The 20,364-nt window shown below is 65.0% G+C and carries 14 protein-coding genes; 3 read left to right on the top strand and 11 right to left on the bottom strand.

Annotated elements, in window-relative coordinates:
* Window positions 1-43 precede the first annotated feature (43 nt).
* From RBB39_RS07025 to RBB39_RS06995, 7 genes are all read right to left on the bottom strand, one after another.
* Window positions 44-1,225 (bottom strand): AGE family epimerase/isomerase, encoded by a 1,182-nt coding sequence (locus RBB39_RS07025; protein ID WP_306168968.1) that lies wholly within the window; start codon window positions 1,223-1,225, stop codon window positions 44-46.
* A 116-nt stretch (window positions 1,226-1,341) separates the two neighbouring features.
* Window positions 1,342-2,145, bottom strand: coding sequence for a Cof-type HAD-IIB family hydrolase (locus RBB39_RS07020; protein ID WP_306168967.1), 804 nt, complete (start codon window positions 2,143-2,145; stop codon window positions 1,342-1,344).
* 166 nt (window positions 2,146-2,311) lie between these two features.
* Window positions 2,312-4,024, bottom strand: a complete 1,713-nt coding sequence (gene nagE / locus RBB39_RS07015) for an N-acetylglucosamine-specific PTS transporter subunit IIBC (RefSeq protein ID WP_306168966.1) — start codon at window positions 4,022-4,024, stop codon at window positions 2,312-2,314.
* Window positions 4,021-6,594, bottom strand: coding sequence for a phosphoenolpyruvate--protein phosphotransferase (gene ptsP / locus RBB39_RS07010; RefSeq protein ID WP_306168965.1), 2,574 nt, complete (start codon window positions 6,592-6,594; stop codon window positions 4,021-4,023). The genes nagE and ptsP overlap by 4 nt, the downstream gene beginning before the upstream one ends.
* A gap of 28 nt (window positions 6,595-6,622) precedes the next feature.
* On the bottom strand, window positions 6,623-7,642 hold the full coding sequence (locus tag RBB39_RS07005; RefSeq protein WP_306168964.1) for an SIS domain-containing protein: 1,020 nt from the start codon (window positions 7,640-7,642) through the stop codon (window positions 6,623-6,625).
* Window positions 7,626-8,762: an N-acetylglucosamine-6-phosphate deacetylase gene (gene nagA / locus RBB39_RS07000; RefSeq protein ID WP_306168963.1), complete on the bottom strand. Its 1,137-nt coding sequence runs from the start codon at window positions 8,760-8,762 to the stop codon at window positions 7,626-7,628. The genes RBB39_RS07005 and nagA overlap by 17 nt, the downstream gene beginning before the upstream one ends.
* Window positions 8,763-8,771: 9 nt before the next feature.
* Window positions 8,772-9,506, bottom strand: coding sequence for a GntR family transcriptional regulator (locus RBB39_RS06995; protein WP_108133240.1), 735 nt, complete (start codon window positions 9,504-9,506; stop codon window positions 8,772-8,774).
* Between the two features lie 317 nt (window positions 9,507-9,823).
* Between RBB39_RS06995 and RBB39_RS06990 the strand changes: the two genes are divergently transcribed.
* The gene (locus RBB39_RS06990; protein ID WP_306168962.1) at window positions 9,824-11,764 is read left to right on the top strand and encodes an exoribonuclease II; all 1,941 of its coding nucleotides are present in this window, start codon (window positions 9,824-9,826) and stop codon (window positions 11,762-11,764) included.
* Between the two features lie 152 nt (window positions 11,765-11,916).
* Here the strand turns inward: RBB39_RS06990 and RBB39_RS06985 are convergent, their stop codons facing one another.
* Window positions 11,917-12,852 (bottom strand): DUF6708 domain-containing protein, encoded by a 936-nt coding sequence (locus RBB39_RS06985; protein WP_306168961.1) that lies wholly within the window; start codon window positions 12,850-12,852, stop codon window positions 11,917-11,919.
* Window positions 12,853-12,864: 12 nt separating this feature from the next.
* On the bottom strand, window positions 12,865-15,540 hold the full coding sequence (locus RBB39_RS06980; RefSeq protein WP_287165309.1) for a T6SS effector BTH_I2691 family protein: 2,676 nt from the start codon (window positions 15,538-15,540) through the stop codon (window positions 12,865-12,867).
* A 347-nt stretch (window positions 15,541-15,887) separates the two neighbouring features.
* On the opposite strand from RBB39_RS06980, the gene RBB39_RS06975 reads away from it, so the two are divergent.
* Together RBB39_RS06975 and RBB39_RS06970 are read left to right on the top strand one after the other, a co-directional pair.
* Window positions 15,888-17,003 (top strand): glycosyltransferase, encoded by a 1,116-nt coding sequence (locus RBB39_RS06975; RefSeq protein ID WP_213228883.1) that lies wholly within the window; start codon window positions 15,888-15,890, stop codon window positions 17,001-17,003.
* A gap of 31 nt (window positions 17,004-17,034) precedes the next feature.
* Complete coding sequence (locus tag RBB39_RS06970) at window positions 17,035-18,042, top strand: lysylphosphatidylglycerol synthase transmembrane domain-containing protein (RefSeq protein WP_287165312.1); 1,008 nt, start codon at window positions 17,035-17,037, stop codon at window positions 18,040-18,042.
* Window positions 18,043-18,178: 136 nt separating this feature from the next.
* Here the strand turns inward: RBB39_RS06970 and sucD are convergent, their stop codons facing one another.
* Together sucD and sucC are read right to left on the bottom strand one after the other, a co-directional pair.
* Window positions 18,179-19,051 (bottom strand): succinate--CoA ligase subunit alpha, encoded by an 873-nt coding sequence (gene sucD, locus RBB39_RS06965; RefSeq protein WP_045992944.1) that lies wholly within the window; start codon window positions 19,049-19,051, stop codon window positions 18,179-18,181.
* Window positions 19,051-20,217, bottom strand: coding sequence for an ADP-forming succinate--CoA ligase subunit beta (sucC, locus tag RBB39_RS06960; protein ID WP_045992945.1), 1,167 nt, complete (start codon window positions 20,215-20,217; stop codon window positions 19,051-19,053). Before sucC ends, sucD begins: the two co-directional genes overlap by 1 nt.
* Window positions 20,218-20,364: the final 147 nt, after the last annotated feature.

Here is a 20,364-nt window from a genome sequence, read left to right as displayed (position 1 = left end):
CGCCGGCCGTAGCATGGCATCGGCCGGCGCCGAAGACAGATGCCTAACGATCCAGCCGCTCGAGCACTTCCATGACTTCCTGACAGGCGCCCATGGTGTGGTAGTCGACCTTGCCGGCAGGGCTCTTCAGGTTGTCGTAACGACGATTGTCCGGCGTCAGGATACGCACCCAGGCGCCATGGTGGTGGTCGATCATGTGCTGCCAACTGTAGTCCCACAGCCGCTGGTACCAGCGGCGATAGTTGGCCTTGCCAGTGACCTCCCAGAGCACGGCGGCCGCGGCGAAGCTCTCCGCCTGGACCCAGAAGTACTTGTCGCCGTCACATACATGCCCGTCGAGATCCAGGCCATAGACCAGGCCGCCATGGGTCCTGTCCCAGCCCGCTTCGCAGGCGCTCGAGAACAACCGCTCGGCGGTGGGGATCAACCAGGCATCATCGCGATAGCGTGCCAGCTGCACCAGCAGCTTGGCCCATTCGGTCTGGTGGCCCACCTGATAGCCCCAGGGACGGAACAGATGCTTGGGATCGTCGCGGTTGTAGTCGAAGTCGCGCTGCCATTGGCGGTTGTAGTGCTCCCAGATCCAGCCATGGGGATGGTCATCGCTGGCCTTGGTGATCGCGCGGGCGATGGCCATGGCCTGGTCCAGATAGGGGGTCTCGCCGGTGGCCTCGAAGGCGGCGATCAGCGCCTCACAGCCATGCATGTTGGCGTTCTGGCCGCGATAGTCGCTGAGATTCCAGTGCTCATCTGCTTCATCGGCGAAGCGCTGCCACTGGGGTTCCCAGAAGCGCTTGTCGAGCATGGCGTGTACCCGACCGATACCCTCGTAGGCTTCATCGATGCCGGCGCGATAGGCCTCGGCGTAGGCCAGCAACACGAAGGCCAGGCCGTAACAGTGATGGGTGGGGTCTTCGACCTTTCCATCGCGCAGGGTCCAGGCGTAGCCCTGATGGCGCGTCTGGAAGTGGGCCTTTTCGAGATAGGCCAGACCATGGCGGGCCCAGTGCAGATACTCGGGATTGCCGGTCTGGCGAGCAAAGCGAGCATAGGTCACCACGAAACGCGTACTCGAGACCAGGTGCCGATGTCCGGCGTCGACGATGTGACCATCGTCACGAAAATACTGGAAGAAACCGCCGTGCGGATCGATCGCCCGCGGATGATAGAACGCCATGGTGTCGCGCACATGGCGATCGAGAAACATCGGGTCAAATCCGTTCATCACTGCCTCCTGTTACAGGGGATGCAAGACCTCGGTATGACGGCGCTAGCCCGCCGCCCCACCACTGCCCCAAGTGTGGCCTCAGTGTAGCGCGCTGCCTTTGCCTCGGCCGCCCGTCAGCCGTCCAGCCCAAAGCGCTGCCGCAGGTGCTGGGCCACCGCTGCCTCGGCGTGGTGACCGATCACGCGGGCCTCGGGCAGGTCCTCGGCCAGCCTGGGATGGGCGTTGGCCATCACCTGGGCCTCGCCGGCCAGCGCCAGCATCTCCAGATCATTGAGGTTGTCGCCGAAGGCCAGGCAACGGGTGGCGGGGATGCCGAGGTCGTCAAGCAGTGCCGAGACGGCGGTGCCCTTGTTGACCCCGGCGGCCATGATCTCCAGCGAATGACTCATCGAGTAGGTGATGTGAAGCGCCTCGCCTGCCGCCTCCCGGGCGCCGGCTTCGATGTCGGCAAGCAGACTGGGGTCACCGATATAGAGCACCTTGCCGACCCCCTGGACGTCCATCTCTGCCGGTCCCTCCACCCGGTAGCCGAAGCCGGTGGCCTCGTGCAGCGACAGCAGGCCCGGGGCGTGATCATCGATCACCCAGGCCTCGTCGCGGTACATGTTGAGGCGTACGTCGGGATGACGCGGCAACTGAATCAGCGCCTCGACCAGCTCCGGGGCGAGGTGTGCCGACCGCACGCAGCGGTCGTTCGGGTCCAGTGTCCAGGCGCCGTTGCTGGAGATGATATGGGCGTCCACCCCCAGGCGATCGCGAAAGCCGATCATGTCGCGATGATGACGGCCCGAGGCCAGGGCGATGCTGTGGCCATCGGTGGCCAGTCGACGCAGGGTCTCGAAGGTCAGCTCGGCCAGGTCATGGTTGGCACCCAGCAGGGTACCGTCGAGGTCGGACACGATCAGGTGAGGCAGCATGGCGACTCCGGGTCTTCAGGGGGAACGGGGAAGTCTACACCAGATGGCCAGGCGTAGAACGCCAGCGGCGGCACACCCTGAAGTGTGCCGCCGCTAGCGGTAAGGCGAGATGACCGCAGGTGGCGGGCGCATCACACTCGCCACCAGCCACCCAGCGGGCTGCCACTCAGTGGGCTGCCAGCCCTGCCTGGTGCAGGCCACCGGCCAGGGCCTCGGCGTCCTTGCCCACCACCAGGTGCCAGACGCCATCGGCTACTCGCATCACGCCGTGACAACCCAGCTGCGCCAGCGCCTGCTCGTCCAGCGCACCGTCGCTGCCGACCTCCAGGCGCAGACGGGTCGCCGCCCGGGCTTCCAGCGCGCGAACGTTGTCCGAGCCACCCAGCGCTCGGGTCCAGGCGTCTATCTGCTCGTCATTGAGACTCTTGGCGCTCACCACCTTGGGGACGCCGGTGGCGATAGGTGCGGGGTCGGCGCCCACCGGCGGGGTCCGGCCCTCGGCGGCCATGGCGGCGCGAATCTCATCGGACACGCTGTCGGCGATGGGGCCCAGGATGACCTGGATGCCACCTCCGCCGAGGCGCATGATGCCACGCGAGCCCAGCGCCTTGAGTGCCGGCTCGTCGATCTGCTCCGGCTCCTTGAGCACCAGCCGCAGGCGTGTGGTGCAGGCACCGACGGCCTCGAGGTTGGCGGCACCGCCGAGCGCCGTGACGAAGGCCGGCCCCCGCTCGCCCAGGTCCTCGGCCTGTACCTTGACGCCCTCGTCCATCGGCTCACGCCCTGGCGTCGGCAGATCGAAGCGCACGATCGCCCAACGGAACAGCACGTAGTAGACGCTACCGATCGCGAGCCCCACCGGCAGCATCAGCCAGCCGTTGGTGGACAGACCGTAGGACAGGGCGTAGTCGAAGGCGCCGGCCGAGAAGGTGAAGCCAAGCTTGACGTCGAGCCACTGCATGATCGCCATGCTCAGCCCGGTCATCAGCGCGTGGAAGGCGTACAACAGCGGCGCCAGGAACATGAAGGTGAACTCGATCGGTTCGGTCACCCCGGTCAGGAAGGCGGTCAGCGCCAGCGACATCAAGAGCCCGCCGACCTGGGCGCGACGGCCCTTGTCTGCGGTGTGGTACATGGCCAGTGCCGCCGCCGGCAGACCGAACATCATCACCGGGAAGAAGCCGGCCATGAAACCACCCGCCGCCGGGTCACCGGCGAAGAAGCGATTGAGGTCACCGGTAGCGTCGCCGAAGCTGCCGAACACGAACCACACAAAGCTGTTGAGCACGTGGTGCAGGCCGGTGACGATCAGCAGTCGATTGAGCGCACCATAGACGAACTTGCCAAAGGCGCCGGCGTCGATCAGCCAGTGTCCCAGGGTGTCGATGGCGTGCTGGATCGGCGGCCAGCCCCAGCCGAAGGCGATCCCCAGCACCACCCCGGCAAGGCCGGTGGCGATGGGCACGAAGCGCCGTCCGCCGAAGAAGGCCAGATAGTCGGGCAGTTTTATCGCCTTGAAGCGGTTGTACAGAAGCCCGGCCACGGTACCCATGATGATGCCGGCCAGCACCCCCATGTCGATCTCGGGGTTGAGGCTTTGCAGCACCGCGTCCAGCACCAGGTAGCCGATCACCCCGGCGAGCCCCGCCGCGCCATTGCTGTCGTCGGCAAAGCCGACGGCGAGACCGATGGCGAAGATCAGCGCCAGGTTGGCGAAGATCGCCTGACCGGCGCTGGCGACGAAGGCGATGTCCAGCAGGTCCGGCTGGCCCAGGCGCAGCAGCAGGCCGGCCACCGGCAGTACCGCGATCGGCAGCATCAAGGAGCGCCCGAGCAGCTGAAGCGCCGCCATCAGGCGTGAACCAAAGGAGGTGGTCATGTCAGGATCCTCTCGGGAGTGGGTTCGACGTCGAGGGCGGCGTCCACCAGCGGTGCCAGTGCCTTGCGCACCGAGGCCGCATCGGGCATCGCCAGCAGGGTGTCGATTTCACGCGCGATCACGGCGGCATCAAGCCTGCGCAGGCGGGCCTTGACCGAAGCGATACGCGACGGCTCCACCGACAATTCCGACACGCCCATGGCCACCAGCAGCGGGCCGGCCAGGTCGTCCCCCGCTGCGGCGCCACACACCCCCACCGGACAGCGGTTGGCGGTGCCCGACAGGGTGGCCTGAATCAGCCGCAGCACTCCGGGATGCAGCACGTCGGCCTGGGCCGCCAGCTGAGGATCCTCACGGTCCATGGCCAGGCCATACTGGGTCAGGTCATTGGTGCCGATCGACAGGAAGTCCGCGACCTTGGCCATGGCGGCGGAGCACAGCGCTGCGCTGGGCACCTCGATCATGGCGCCGAGCAGCGGCAGTTCGGTCAGCCGCATCTCGGCGGCCAGCGCCTCCATGCGTTCGCGTACCCACTCGAGTTCGCTGGCGTCGCTGACCATCGGCACCATGATGCGCAGATGCCGCAAGGGCTTGACTCCGAGCAAGGCCCTCAACTGGGTGTCCAGCAGAGCCGGTTGGGTCTGCCACAGGCGCATGCCGCGCACGCCCAGCGCCGGATTGGGGACGGCGGGCAGGGTGAGATACGGCAGCTGCTTGTCGGCGCCGATATCCAGGGTTCGGATGATCACTGGCCTGGACCCCAGCGCATCGACGCTGGCCTGGTACTCCTGGCGCTGGTCGTCTTCTTCGGGCGCGGCGTCACGCCCCAGAAACAGAAATTCCGAGCGCATCAGGCCGACACCATCGGCACCACAGTCGCTGGCCTGGCGGGCTTCCTCGGCGCTGCCAATATTGGCCGCCACCTCGATCATGCGGTTGTCCCGGGTGACCACCTCCAGGTGAGCCTCGGCACGTTCTTCCTCGGCACGCGCCTGGCGGGCGGCGATGTCCGCCACCACCTGATCGCGACGCGCCTGGTCGGGCTCGAGTTCCAGCCGGCCGTTGTCGGCATCCAGCACCACCGCCCGATCCAGACACGACTCGGTCGCTTCCATCAGGCCGCCGCCCATGGCGACCAGGCACGGCAATCCCCTGGCCCTGGCCATGATGGCCACGTGGGAGGTGGTGCCACCAGCGGCCAGGCATATCCCTGCCGGCTTGAGCGCACAGAGATCGACAAAGGTGGACGGTGTCAGATCTTCTGCGACGACGATGGCGCCGGGGGTGATATCACCGAACCCACTGCCCTCGCCTTCGCTGAATTCCAGCATCACCTGGCGTTGCAGATCACGCAGGTCGGCGATCCGCCCGATCAAGATGGGGTTACCAGTGGCCCGCAGCCGATCGGCCTCGGCATCCAGCGCCTCGCGCCAGGCCTGGCCAGGGCTTAGTCCCTCTTCCAGGCGGCTGATCGACGAGGCCACCAGGTCAGGGTCTTCAAGCCACGCCTGGTGCGCCTCGAACACCTCTGCCTCGGCGGTCTGGCCGCTGCGCTCGGCGCGCTCTCGGGCGGCCTCCAGCTGGCGCCCGACGCGTTCGAGCGCCTCTTTCAGACGCGGACTTTCCAGCTTGCGCCCCAGCCCTTCCAGCGGCACCTCGGGTAACTTGACCGACAGTGTCGCCAGCGGACCGGTCGCGATCCCGGCGCTGGCCACAAGACCTGCGAGCTGTCCGGCGGGCAGATCGACGCTGGGCGCTGCCGATGATGTGGCGGCCTCCGCCTGCCCTGGGCCATGCCCTTCCGGCGTGGTCAACAGCGCCATCGCTGCCGCCAGGGCCGCTTCGGCCTGACGCCCCTTTACCCTGATGACCACGTCGTCGCCGCACTCGAGCCCCAGGTTCATCAGGGCGCTGACACTATCCGAACTGGCCGTACGAGCGTCGCGCAGCAGGCTCAGGCTTACCTGGTGATCACGCGCGATGGCACGCAGGCGTGCCGCCGGCCGGGCGTGCAACCCTGACTCGATCGCCAGTACCAGAGAGCGCTCCAGCGCCTGGCCATCGCTGCCTTCTTCATCGGTGACATCATCGGCAAGCCTTTCGGGGCCCAACACCACCAGCGGATCACCGCGCTGGACAATATCGCCGGCACGCAGGTCCAGCGACACCCACTCACGACCTCCGGCATCCAGCACCACCAGTGGCGTCACCAGCGATACCGCCTCGCATACCAGTTGATCCACATCGAAGTAGCACAGCGGCTCGCCCGCCTCGATGCGCTGGCCCAGGCTGACGCAGGGCTCGATGCCCTTGCCTTCGAGGGCGACGGTGTCGAGGCCAAGATGAACCAGTACCTCGACGCCCTCGTCGCTCTTGATGGTGAAGGCGTGATGGGTACGGGCACACTGAATCACCTCGCCGGCGCAGGGCGCGTGCAGGCAACCGCCCAGGGGATCCAGGGCGATGCCCTGGCCGAGGGTACCCTCGGCAAAAACCGGGTCCGGCACGTCGGCCAGGGGGACTACCACCCCCTTGACCGGCGCCACCAGAGTGACATTGCTGGAAGTCATGATCGGCTCCGTATGATTGTCGTAGTGATTAGAGCGTGCAGGTCACCTTGCGCAGGTGCCTCGGTTGATCCGGATCGATACCGCGGGCCTCGGCCAGGCGGGCCACCATCGGATAGAAGCTCTGGATCACCGACAGCGGCTCCAGCGCCTCGTGACCCGCCGAGGTCAATGTCAGATGGCGATTGGCCACACGGTCATCGGCGGCCAGCAGCACCTTGGCACCCACGCTCTCGAGCCACTCGGCCAGCTCCAGCAAGCCCTGCTGTTCGGCGCCGGGGGGGGCGAACACCAGTACCGGATAGCCTGGCTCGATGAGCGCCATGGGGCCGTGCTTGACCTCGGCGCCACTGAAGGGCTCTGCCTGAATGGCGCAGGTTTCCTTGAACTTGAGCGCCGCCTCCTGGGCGATGCCAAGCCCGGTACCGCGGCCGATGACCATCAGCCGATCGGCGTCCTTGAGCGCTTCTACCGCCGGGCTCCAGTCCTGGGCGGCGGCGTCGGTGAGGCGGTCGGGCAGCTCATTGAGCGCCCCCAGCAGCATGGCGCTCTCGTTCCAGTGGGCCATCAGCTGGGCACCGGCGGACAGGGTCGCCAGGAAGCTCTTGGTGGCCGCCACACTCTTCTCTTCACCGGCAAACAGCGGCACTTCCAGATCGCTCGCCCGGCCCAGTGGTGACTCCGGCGTATTGACCAGCGCGATGGTGGTGGCACCACCCTGCTTCAGCGCCTCCTGGCTCGCCACCAGATCGGGACTCTGGCCCGACTGGGAGATGGCGATGGACAGCTGGCCGGCCAATCGCCAGGGCGTACGCGACAGGGTCGACAGTGACGGCGGCAGCGAGGCCACCGGAATGCCGCGAGTCTGCATGCACAGGTAGGCGAGATAGCTGGCGGCGTGGTCAGAGCTGCCCCTGGCCACGGTGACGGCGCCTGTCGGCGGCTCGGCACGCAGGCGATCACCCAGTTCCCGCAGCACTGTCTGGTTACGCGTCAACTGACCGCGCAGGCGTTCCGGCGCGTTCAGCGCCTCTTCAAGCATGAGTGTCATGGGATTCTCCAGAGACAAGACGACCGTCCAGATGGACAGAGGTAAGGGTGAGTTCGGGGTCGAGGGTCACGATATCGGCGCGGGCCCCGGCCTCCAGGCGACCGATGTCACGGCGCCCGAGGAAGTCCGCGGGAAAGCGCGACAGCCGATCCGAGGCCTCGGCCAGGCTGAGCCCGACACTGACGAAGTTGCGCAGCGCCTGATCCATGGTCAGGGTGCTGCCGGCCAGGGTGCCGTCGGCCAGACGCACGCCGCCCAGGCACTTGGTCACCTTCTGCTCGCCCAGGCGGTAGTCACCGTCGGGCATGCCAGCCGCCGCGGTGGAATCGGTCACCGCATAGAGCCGCGGAATGCAGCGCAGCGCGGTGCGAATGGCGCCGGGATGTACATGCAGCAGATCGGGAATGATCTCGGCGTACTCGGCGTGGGCCAGCGCCGCCCCGACCATGCCCGGCTTGCGGTGGTGCAGCGCGGTCATGGCGTTGAACAGGTGGGTAAAGCCGCAGGCGCCGTGGGACAGCGCCTCGACACCCTCTTCGTAGCTGCCCAGGGTATGGCCCAGCTGGACGCGCACGCCCTTGTCGGTGAGGTGACGGATCACTTCTCCATGGCCGCTGATTTCCGGTGCCAGGGTGATCAGCAGGATGGGCGCCAACGCCATCAGTTCATCCATTTCGGCGACGCTGGCGACCTGGGCGTGGGCCGGCTGGGCGCCGAGCTTGCCAGGATTGATGAAGGGCCCTTCGAGGTGTACGCCGAGCACCCGGGAAGCCGCGGGGTCCGGGGCGTCCATATAGCCTGAGATCTCGCCCAGAACCGTACGCACCTCTTCCGGGCGCGCGGTCATGGTGGTCGCCAGCAGGCTGGTGGTGCCAAACCGCAGGTGAGTGCGGGCGAGTGTCGAGACGGCCTCGCGCCCCTCCATGGCGTCGGCTCCGCCACCGCCATGCACGTGCAGGTCGACGAAGCCAGGGATCAGCCGAGGGGCATCATTGGTAGAGGGGGCCACGGGGGAGCCCTCGATGGCAGCGATCCGGCCCTGTTCCAGCCGAATCTCACCCAGGCGCCAGCCCTCGGGGGTCAGCACGTTGCCGGCAAGGCGGGTGGGAGCGGTACTCATGGCGGTCTCCTAGCGGGCGAGTTCGACGGTGAAGTCGTAGTAGTCGGTACGGCAGTAGGTGATGGTCAGCTCCGCCGGGGTGTCGTCGGCCAGGTAGCCCAGCCGCGTCACCTTGAGCAGAGCCTGGCCTTCGGCCACCTGGGCAAGCCCGGCGAGTTCGGCGTCGGCATTGACCGCGGTGACCTGCTGACGGGCACGCACGATGGGGCGACCAGCCTGCTCGAGCCATTGATACAGCGAGACGTCGACCGCCATGGGGTCCGGCAGCACCGTGACCGGCAGGCAGCTCTCCTCCACCGCCATCACCACGTCATCGGCCAGACGCAGACGCTTGAGTCGCGACACCTGGGCATTGCTCGACAATCCCAGGCGTAGATTCTCCTCGGAGCTCGGCTGGCAGCGCTCGCGCCTCAGCCACTCGGAGCGCGGCGAAAACCCCCGCTGGATCAGCATGTCGCTGAAACTCGCCAGTCGGGTCAGCGGCTGATCCATGCTGGGGCGAATAAAGGTGCCGGAGCCGCGGTCGCGTCGGATCAGGCCGCTTTCCTCCAGCTGGTCGAGGGCCTTGCGCGCCGTGATGCGTGACACCGCCAACGCCTCGGCCAGGTTGCGTTCCGACGGCAGCGCCTCTCCGGCGCGCCAGCTGCCACTGCGGATGGCCGCCTCCAGGCCGTTGGCCAGCTGGCGGTACAGTGGCGTGGCAAGCGAGGCGTCGAGGTGCAGGTGCTCGAATCGTGAATCCATGGCGGCGTGGTCCCTGGGAGCTTGGTGATGACCACTATAGCTCCACATAGAGACCAGTTGAATACCAATCTAATACCACATTGGTCGAACCCTGACTGTGCATTTCACGGCGACCCACACGCCCCCTCAACTCCTCTACCGAGGTATTCCCACGGGAGCGAAAGGAGGCGTAGCAAGGATGCCGCACAGGAAGCGGTGAAATTTTGCCGGATACCGTTTCCAACCCCTTGATTTGTGGCCTCGGGCTCCACGGGGTTTGGCCGGGGCTGCAACAATCCGTATAGTGGCCCCCTTATTCCCGCCACTCGATCGTGACCATGCTGCAGAACAACGCCTTGCTGGCTCAGCTCAAGCAACAGATCCGCGATAACACCCCCCGCGTCACGGGTGTCATCAAAGCCACCGAAAAGGGCTTCGGCTTCCTCGAGTGCGAGGACGGTGCGTCCTATTTCGTGCCGCCCCCCGCCATGAAGAAGGTGCTGCACGGCGACCGCGTCGAGGCAGTGCTGCACGAGGAAGGCGAGCGCAAGTCGGTGGAACCCGACACCCTGATCGAGAGCAACATGCAGCGCTTCGTTGCCCGGGTGCAGAAGCGCGATGGACGCCTGGCGGTGGTGCCTGATCACCCGTCGATCAAGACCGCCATGAAGGCACGCATCAAGCGCAGCCTTGAGGAAGACGCCATCGGTGACGGCGACTGGGTAGTGGCGCGTCTGGTGCGCCACCCGCTCAAGCCCGACGATCGCGCCTTCTTTACCCAGATCGACGAGCTGGTGGCCAAGACCGATGATCCCGCAGTGCCCTGGCGCGTCACCCTGGCCCGCCACGCCCTCGAGCAGGAATGCCCCGACGCCGGCAACGACTGGCCGCTGCGCGACGAAGGCCTGGAGCGAGAGGACCTGACCGCCGAGCCCTTCTTCACCATCGATGGCGAGAAGACCCGGGACATGGACGACGCCTTGCGCGTCGAGGTCCGCGAGGACGGCGGCTGGCGCCTGTCGGTGGCTATCGCCGACCCCACCGCCTACGTCGAGGAAGGCCACGCCGCCGACCTCGAGGCCCGCACCCGCGCCTTCACCGTCTACCTGCCGGGCCAGAACGTCACCATGCTGCCCGAGCAGCTGGCCGACGATCTGTGCTCGCTGCACGAGGGCCAGGAGCGCCCGGTGCTGGCCTGTCGCCTGGACGTCAACGCCGATGGCAGCCTCGGTGACTATCAGTTCTTCGCTGCCACCGCGCGTTCACAGGCTCGCCTGGTCTACGACAACGTCTCTGACTGGCTCGAAGGCCGGGGCGACTGGGCACCCGACGACACCATCGGTGAACAGCTCAAGGCCCTCCGCGATCTGACCGAGGCACGCACCGCCTGGCGTCAGGAGCACGCCCTGGTGTTCAAGGACCGTCCCGACTATGTCTTCGACCTGGACGAGGCCGGCAACGTGCTGGCGATCCGCACCGAAGAGCGGCGCATCGCCAACCGCATGATCGAAGAGTCGATGATCGCCGCCAATGCCTGCTGTGCGGCGTTGCTGGCCGACAAGGTCGGTCACGGCATCTTCAACGTCCATCGTGCCTTCGAGGACGACAAGGCCGAGGCCGCCCAGAGCTTCCTGGCGACCCAGGACATCGCCGTCGAGCGTGAGGCGCTGACCGACCTGTCGCGCTACAAGGAGCTCAAGCGTGCGCTGGAAAGCCGCGACGATGCCTGGCTCGACGCCCGCCTGCGCAAGTTCCAGGGCTTTACCGCCATGTCCGCCCAGCCGGGCCCGCACTTTGGCCTGGGACTGGCCGCCTACGCCACCTGGACCTCGCCGATCCGCAAGTACGGCGACATGGTCAATCACCGCCTGATCAAGCGCGTGCTCAAGGGCGAGCAGGCGCCGAAGGAGGCCAGCGTCGAGCTGACCGAGCAGCTCACCGAGCGTCGTCGCCTCAACCGCCTGGCCGAGCGCGACGTCAAGGACTGGCTCTACGTGCGCTACCTGACCCCGGCGGCCAAGCAGCAGGACGTGTTCGATGCCGAGATCATCGCCATCAACCGCGGCGGCATGCGGGTACGCCTGACCGCCAACGGCGCCACCGCCTTCGTGCCGGCACCGCTGATGCACGCAGATCGCGACAAGGTGGTGGTCGACGACAAGGAAGGCCGCATCCAGATCGAGGGCGAGGAGCGCTTCAAGCTCGGCGACGCGGTACGCGTCGCCCTGACCGAAGCCAAGGAAGAGACCCGCTCACTGGTGGCCCAGCCCACCGCCTGAGCGATCCTTCCTGCTCGGTCGCGGCGGTAACACCGCGATCGACCTGGAAGTACAGAAAACGGCGACCTTCGGGTCGCCGTTTTCTTAGATGGCTTCAATTGCTGCGGCCCAACGGCGGCAAGACCAGGCAAGACTCCCGGTGTTTCACGCCATCATTCGCCTTTCCCGCAGGCCTCGCGAATCTCCTTCGACCAGGCCACCTTGCGGCTGGTCAGCATCGAGACAAAGTGCCCCAATGAGAACAGCGCCAGCATCGGCGACATCAGCACCATGCGACATTGAGAGTAACGAATATCATGGCCCCGGGCCTTGTCACGCTTCATCTCCCGCAGTGGGAACCAGCGCAGAAAGGACTCCTTCAGCGACAGCCTGTCGGTGTGGTACCAGCCGGGCTCCGGCACTTCATCGGGCCCTTCTTCCATATAGCGACGGATATACTCCCACCAGCCCAGGCACTCCTCGTGCTTCACTAACTCCCCTCCCACCGGAAAGCTGTCGTAGTAGCAGGTTCCATCCGGCGTTGCCGCCATGATGTTCAGCACAAAGTAGCCGCCGTTGTCGAAGGGGGTGATGGTCGCCAGGATATCGTCCCAGTCATAGCTGCGTGGACCGCCCAGCTTCGGCGTATAGAACACATGCACCTGACGAGTACGACGGTTAAAGCGAATCGCCGCATGGCGATAGGTAAAGCAGTCCCAGGCGGAGTGGGCGTTGCAGATTACGTAGGAAAGAAAAAAAATGAAAACAGAACAAAAAAATAGCGCCACACATCTCAGAACGCTTAGACCATCAGTATAAAAATTCCAGGCAACCTCAAGAAAAAACAATACAGCAAAGGGAATCAACCCACCAAAAAGAAAACCAAACATTGCTGTGTACATGCCCCGCCGACAAAACTCATCGGCATTGACGGTTTCCAGAAAAACATCTTTCTTTGTGTAGATAAACTCGGCGTCATAGGGCTCATCGGTTGCTCGAGTCTTTAGGTCAAAGGGGATATCGTCGTCCACAGGAATATCCAGCGGCTCGGCAAACCAGTCGAGCCCCCGGTCGCGATACAACAGCTGGGTAAAGTACTCGTTGATCATCGCGGCCATCCTCTAGCGCGTCATATCGTCCAGCGCATCGAGCGCCGCCTGAAGATCCCGGTAACGAACGTCAGCATCTCCATTGCCAAAGACGCAGCGGGTCAGCCAGGTCTCGAGCTGGTTCTTCTCCAACGCCACGATCAACAGCGCCACCGCCAGGCCAATCCAACCCAGCCTGGCAGCCACCAACGACCAGCCAGAGCGACTGATGATCAAGGAACCCATCGCCGCTTCCGTTGCCGATATCTTGCCTACCTGTTGAGCCACAGCAGCCAGCGCGGAGGCTCCAGAGCCCAAAAAGACAAGTGAGGAAGATGCGTACAACGCAAATAGAACCAAGTCCCCGCTTTGATATGCCTTGACTGCCTTAACTGCATGCCATACGCCAAAAATCCAGGCCCCCAGCGCTGCGGAAATTCCTCCGCCCCAGGCCAGCCCTCTGTAAAGACGGCTCTCCGGCGCCGCCACCGGGTGGATCATCTGATTGGTCACCCCGACCAGACTACTGGCCAGATACAGCAGCCCACCGCCAAACATCCAGTTTCGCTCCGCCTGACTCCTGGCGGAGTTCTCGTCAAACACGGCTTCGCCCAGATACACCGAATTGATCAGCTCCAGGCTGGCGGCGAAGACGCCCAACCAGGAGCCGGGCGTCATTGCCGATGCGACGGCTATTCGCCGCATCTCGATCGACTGGGCAAGTTCCGCCTGGATGATCGGGCGCTGCAGCGGGTCCACGGAGGTGGGAACAAAGGCCCACAGACGTATCGGCACATCAGGAGGCCCTTCCGGCAAGGGTGGGAAGAAGTGGCGCAGGTCATGCCGAATATTGCGGAAGGCCAGTTCATCACGCCAGAGCACCTGGTCGTACATGGACAACAGCTGTCTGGGGGTGGCATCGAACACCATCAAGGACGTCTTGAACCCATAGCGCACCCAGCCAACCGCCTGCCACAGTCGTGCCAGCGAGTCGTTGGCGATATTGGTGTAGCTGACCAGCCCGAGCTTTTGCGCGATCTGACTGGCCATGGTGGCCAGCAGTTGCTCGGTCTGGGAGCGGTTGTCCATGTCAGCCCCCAGCACCCGCCTTAAGGGACCCAGAATCTTGCTGCCCCAGAAGGCACTTTCGTAGACCAGATCCTTGACCATGTCGATGGCCGGGGCGTGATTGGCGAAGGTGGCACGCCACAGGTAGGAATCCACCTCGTCGATCGATCGTTCGATCAACTCGGCGACGGTTTCCTGCCCCGTCTCTGTCGTGGTCATGCCCACCGTCATGGCGGCCACTGCCACCTCATAGGCCGCCCCATTGTCCAGATCCTGGTCGTCGTAGCCCAGCATGGCGTCACGGACCAGATCGGACATCAACCAGTCACGGTGAATCTCGGCCAGCTTCACCACCGCTTGGCTGTCACGTTCAAGATGGGCGCTATAGCGCGACTCGAACTCCAGACGCCGCTGCTCGTCGTAGCAGGCCTGATACTTTTCCCAGCTCTGCTCGATGGCACGACGCTGATAGGCTAGCGCGTTATCAGCCTGCTGAGCGCGCAGCAATTCGAGCTCGCGGCGCCCCCGCTCGACTCTTCGCCTGTCGATATCGCCCATCAGCGCCCAGCGCCTTGCCTTTTCTGATGCGTCCGTCAGCGCATCGAACTCCTGAGCGAGCCTCTGGTCACCAAATACCTCGGCTCGACGTGCCCGTTCAATATGTTTCTCAGCCTGGTGCTCGGCCTTGCTTTTCACCGCTTCTCGTATGCCCTCGATCAATTCCGACGTCACCTTCTTTTCCACCACATCCTTGCGGCGGGCATAGCGATCGAGGCGAGCCTTGGCCTGGTTACGAAAATGATTGACGGAGATGCACATACCGATAGGGTCAGCCACCGCTAGTACCGGGGTCCTGTCGATCCACTGAGGGGCGTCCTGGACCATCCAGTTCATCCGATCGCGAAGCTGACTCACCGTCGACGGCAATCGCTCGCAGACGCCAACAAGAGGAAAACCATCGTTTTCCAGTAGTTCCTCGGGACAGGCGTCATTGAACTCCATGACATGCGTACCGAGTTGCGTAGAGGGAATGACGCCAGCGGCCTCTCCCTTACCGAGCCAGGCAGCCACATCGAAAGGACCAAGCAGGCGATCACGCAGGCCGCTGTCGTTGCGCTCCAGCCGCCCCAGCATGGCCTGCGTGAAGGGATGGTCACTATAGCCAACGTGTACGATGCCAGCTTCCTGAGCCTTCGGTAGAGAAATCAGGCGCGCCGAGAGATTATTCTCGGGAATATTGCAAGGCGCATCGATGTGCGAGTCCCCGTAGGCCGTCTCTCTCGGCCCGCGTCCATAGGGGTCAAATTCTTCGAAACGGGAGTCGTGAGTGATGCGCCAGGCTTGCCAGCGCTGGCGCTTCTCGTCGAACAGGTAGAGATAGCCCTCGCGCATCAGGCGCAGGACATAGCGCGTCTCACGCGGGGCAGGAAAGTGGCGATTGGCGTGCACCGCCATCGACCTGGGAAGGTCTTGCGACCAGTCGCTGACGTGACGGTCCGATACCGCGTAGCGCACCGGCAGGATGGGTAGTCCCACCCTGTCGCAGCAAGGGCAGCCCTGCTGCTTCGTTCCTGGCAGCGGGCTGTTGTCGTCCAGTGCCTCGAGCCAGTCGGCAATCTCGCTAATCCTGACGTCCGCCATACTTCTCCCCCTTCCCTGAAGTCGCCTTCCCGCTCCATGTGCTGGTGGCGATGAAACGCGGCTTGAACCTTGCCGCCGCTGTTTCTCTCAGCATAAGGGGTCGCCACCTCCAACTTCTGTACGAGAACACCTAACCACTACTCCGGTTCGACAAGCGCGCTTCAGGAGCGTATCGAGATCAAGGCGCCAGCGACGAAAGACACATCCGATGCAGAGGTCAGTCCACCTCGCTTACTTCTTGCCCAGCTCATGTCGAGGATGATGACGTACTGCCCACCCCTGTCGCTGAACTGACTTATTTCCCTCGTAGGCTCATGGCAATGACGCGCACGCCATGGAGGCCCCTTTTGCATCTCGCCGACGTCACCATGTTTCACGCCCCCGCCAGCGGCGGCGTACGCACCTACCTTCAAGCCAAACACCGGGTGTTTTCGCGCTTCCCGCAGTTGCGCACCAGTCTGCTGGTGCCGGGGGCCGAGCGAGACAGCCTCGGCGACCATCACCAGTTGCCTGCACTGCGCATCCCGCTGGGCCAGAGCTACCGCTTTCCGCTGCGCCGCCGGCCCTGGCGCGACGCTCTGGTGGAGCTATCGCCGGATCTGATCGAAGCCGGCGACCCCTACGTCACCGCCTGGGCGGCACTGGACGCCGGCCAGCGTCTCGGCGTGCCGGTGGTGGGCTTCTACCACTCGGACCTTCCTCGGTTGATGGGGGATCGCTTCGGGCCGATGGTGCAGCGACGGCTGGAGCGCTACGTGGTCGACCTTTACCGCCGCTTCGACAGCGTACTGGCGCCCTGCCAGGCGATGGCCGACCGTCTGACGTCCTGGGGCGTCAAACGGGTGCGGGTGCAGCCCCTTGGCGTCGATCTGGCGACCTTTCACCCGGACAGGCGCGATCCCGAGCTCAGGCGCAAGCTGGGCCTGGACAATGACAGCCGTCTATTGGTGTTCGTCGGGCGCTACTCACGAGAAAAGAACATCGAGGTGCTGCTGGACACCGCCAGGCGCCTTGGGCCTCCCTACCACCTGCTGTTGATGGGCCCCGGCATGCCCACCGAGGTGCCCGCCAACGTCAGCGTCATCAATCGCTGCGTCGGCGTTCACGAAGTCGCCCGTGCGCTCGCCTCCAGTGATGCCCTGCTGCACGCGGGCACCCGCGAGACCTTCGGGCTGATCGCCCAGGAAGCCATGGCCAGCGGCATCCCGGTGATCGGCGCCAGGGCCGGTGCGCTGATCGAGAACGTGCCATTGGGCGGCGGCGTGCTATGTCAGCCACACTCGGCAGCCGCCATGGCCGAGGCTACCGAGGCGCTGTTCGCCAATGATCCACGCTCGGCCGGGCGCCACGCTCGGCGCTTCGTCGAGCGCCAGTTCGACTGGGACAAGGTGATGGTTTCGCTGCTCAACCACTACGAAGCCGTCATCGATCCGGTCTGCCCGCGCGATCGGCGCCATGGCTAGGTTTGGGCCAACACCATCGCTGGACAGGCGCGTGCGTGCCCCTGCCGGGATACGATCGCGCCTGTGGTGGAAGGCCGCCCTGCTGATCCTGACCCTGGCCATCACCCTGCTGCTGCCGTGGTGGCTAGGGGGCGCCGGCACCTTCACTGCGGTCATTGCCTTCCCGCTGCCCCTGCTGGCGCTGATGGTAGCCCTGGCGGTGATCTGCTGGAACCTCAACGCGGCGCGCCTGCGCCTGATGCTCGACGGACGAGCCGGCCGCCTCGGTCAGGGTGGCGCCCTGGCGATCGAGATGTCGTCGAAGTTCGCGCTTTGTGCCACCCCCGCTGGAAGCGGAGGCGTCGCCACCCTGCTGTGGCTGCTGGCACGACGCGGCTATCCGCCGGCCCAGGCCTCGGCCATCTTTCTGGTCGATCAACTGGCCGACATGCTGTTCTTCAGCCTGATGCTGGGCGTACTGGTGTCGCTGTCGATGAGCGGACTGGCCAGCTGGCCTCACCAGGCCCTGGTCGAGGCCTCCCTGGCGGCGCTGCTGCTGGCGCTTGTGGTGTTTGCGGTGTTGATCGTGTGGCTACCCTGGCTGCTCCGCCATGTCCCCCACCTACCCTTTGTCGGCTCGGGGCCCAGGCGCTGGATGACCCGACGCCTACTGCGCTGTCGCCGAACCCTGGCGAGTACGCTGAGGCTGCCAAAGGGTGTGCTGATGGCGATCTTCGCGTTGTGCTGCCTGCACTGGCTGGCGCGCTACAGCCTCCTGTACCTGGCGGTGCTGGGGGTCGGCGGCGGCGCCGACTGGGCCTGGACCTTTCTGGTACAGATGCTGGCCATGGCCGCCAGCCAGTTGAGCGTGCTGCCGGGCGGCGCCGGCGCCGCGGAGGTCAGCGTAGGCGCCCTGCTGCTGCCGCTGATGGCCCGAGAGCAGGCCGCGGCGGCGGTGATCGTCTGGCGCCTGGTCAGCTACCACCTCTATCTGGTGGCGGGCGCGCCGGTGTTCGTGGCACAGGTGATCGGCTGGTGGCGCACGCGGCCCAGATCGTAGTCGCCCCGTCCTGATCCCTTTCCTAGTACTTCCCCCTTCGACCCGCCCCCTCGTCGCATCTGGTGGAGTTCCAGCCACAAAAAAGGCCACCCGGAGGTGGCCTTTATTCTGACGCTTATTCTGACGGCAGGACCGCTTACCAGCCGGTCGCTTCCTTCAGGGCGTCGCCGATCTCGGCCAGGGAGCGCACGGTCTTGACGCCCGCGGCTTCCAGGGCGGCGAACTTCTCGTCCGCGGTGCCCTTGCCACCGGCGATGATGGCGCCGGCGTGGCCCATGCGCTTGCCGGGAGGAGCGGTGACACCGGCGATGTAGGACACCACCGGCTTGGAGACGTGCTCCTTGATGTAGGCAGCAGCCTCTTCCTCGGCGGTACCGCCGATCTCACCGATCATGACGATGGCCTCGGTCGCCGGGTCCTTCTCGAACATCTCGAGGATGTCGATGAAGTTGGAGCCCGGGATCGGGTCGCCGCCGATGCCCACACAGGTGGACTGGCCGAAGCCGTGGTCGGTGGTCTGCTTGACCGCTTCGTAGGTCAGGGTGCCGGAGCGCGACACGATACCGACCTTGCCCGGCTTGTGGATGTGACCCGGCATGATGCCGATCTTGGTCTCGCCCGGGGTGATGACACCGGGGCAGTTCGGACCGATCAGACGCACGCCCAGCTCATCGCACTTGACCTTGACGTCCAGCATGTCGAGGGTCGGGATGCCTTCAGTGATGCACACGATCAGCTTGATGCCGGCGTTGGCGGCTTCCAGGATGGAATCCTTGCAGAACGGGGCAGGCACGTAGATCACGCTGGCCTCGGCGCCGGTCTGCTCGACGGCTTCCTTGACGGTGTTGAACACCGGCAGGCCCAGGTGCTCCTGGCCGCCCTTGCCCGGGGTCACGCCGCCGACCATCTGGGTGCCGTACTCGATGGCCTGTTCGGAGTGGAAGGTCCCCTGTCCGCCAGTGAAGCCCTGGCAGATGACCTTGGTGTTCTTGTCGATCAGGATGCTCATTACTTGCCCTCCGCTGCCTTGACGACCTGCTGAGCCGCATCGGTGAGGCTCTTGGCAGCGATGATGTTCAGACCGCTGGAGGCCAGTTTCTCGGCACCCAGCTCGGCGTTGTTACCTTCCAGACGCACCACGACCGGCACATTGACGCCGACCTGCTCGACGGCACCGATGATGCCTTCAGCGATCATGTCGCAGCGCACGATACCGCCGAAGATGTTGACCAGCACGGCCTGCACGCTGTCGTCGGACAGGATGATCTTGAACGCCTCAGCCACGCGCTCCTTGGTGGCGCCGCCGCCGACGTCAAGGAAGTTGGCCGGCTGGCCACCGTGGAGCTTGATGATGTCCATGGTGCCCATGGCCAGGCCAGCGCCGTTGACCATGCAGCCGATGTTGCCTTCCAGGGCGACGTAGTTCAGGTCCCACTGGGCAGCGTTGGCTTCACGCTCGTCTTCCTGGGACGGATCACGCATTTCCTGCAGGTCCGGGTGACGGTACAGGGCGTTGCCGTCCAGGTTGATCTTGGCGTCGAGGCAGTGGAGGTTGCCTTCGTCGGTGATCACCAGCGGGTTGATCTCCAAAAGCGCCAGATCCTTGTCGTGGAACATCTTGGACAGACCCAGGAAGATCTTGGTGAACTGCTTCACCTGCGCGCCTTCCAGGCCGAGGGCGAAGGCCAGCTCACGCGCCTGGTAGGGCTGAGCGCCGACCAGCGGGTCGATCTCGGCCTTGAGGATCTTCTCGGGCGTCTCTTCGGCGACCTTCTCGATCTCGACACCACCTTCGGTGGAGGCCATGAAGACCACACGCTGGGTGCCACGGTCGACCACCGCGCCAAGGTACAGCTCATTGGCGATGTCGGTGCAGTTCTCGACCAGAATCTTGGCGACCGGCTGACCGTTCTCGTCGGTCTGGAAGGTCACCAGGTTCTTGCCCAGCCACTGCTCGGCGAAGGCCTTGGCTTCGTCCGGGCTCTTGATCAGCTTGACACCACCGGCCTTGCCGCGGCCACCGGCGTGGACCTGGGCCTTGACGACCCACATGTCGCCGCCGATCTTCTTGCAAGCCTCATAGGCTTCTTCGGGGGTGTCGCAGGCGAAGCCCTTGGAAACGGGCAGACCATAGTCGGCAAACAGCTGCTTGCCTTGATACTCGTGAAGGTTCATCGATTCATGCCATTGGTTGCATGTGACTCGAACGGCGACCCACCCTGCCCCGAGGGACGAAAGTCATCGGGTCGCCACCGACCGCCACCGATACATGGTCGGCGGCGATGCGCTCGCGGAAAACACCGGCAAGCCTGCCAAAACTGC

It is taken from the genome of Halomonas sp. MMSF_3323 (genome assembly GCF_030733595.1).
Taxonomy (GTDB): Bacteria; Pseudomonadota; Gammaproteobacteria; order Pseudomonadales; family Halomonadaceae; genus Halomonas; species Halomonas litopenaei.
This window is presented reverse-complemented; position numbering and strand designations above follow the sequence as displayed.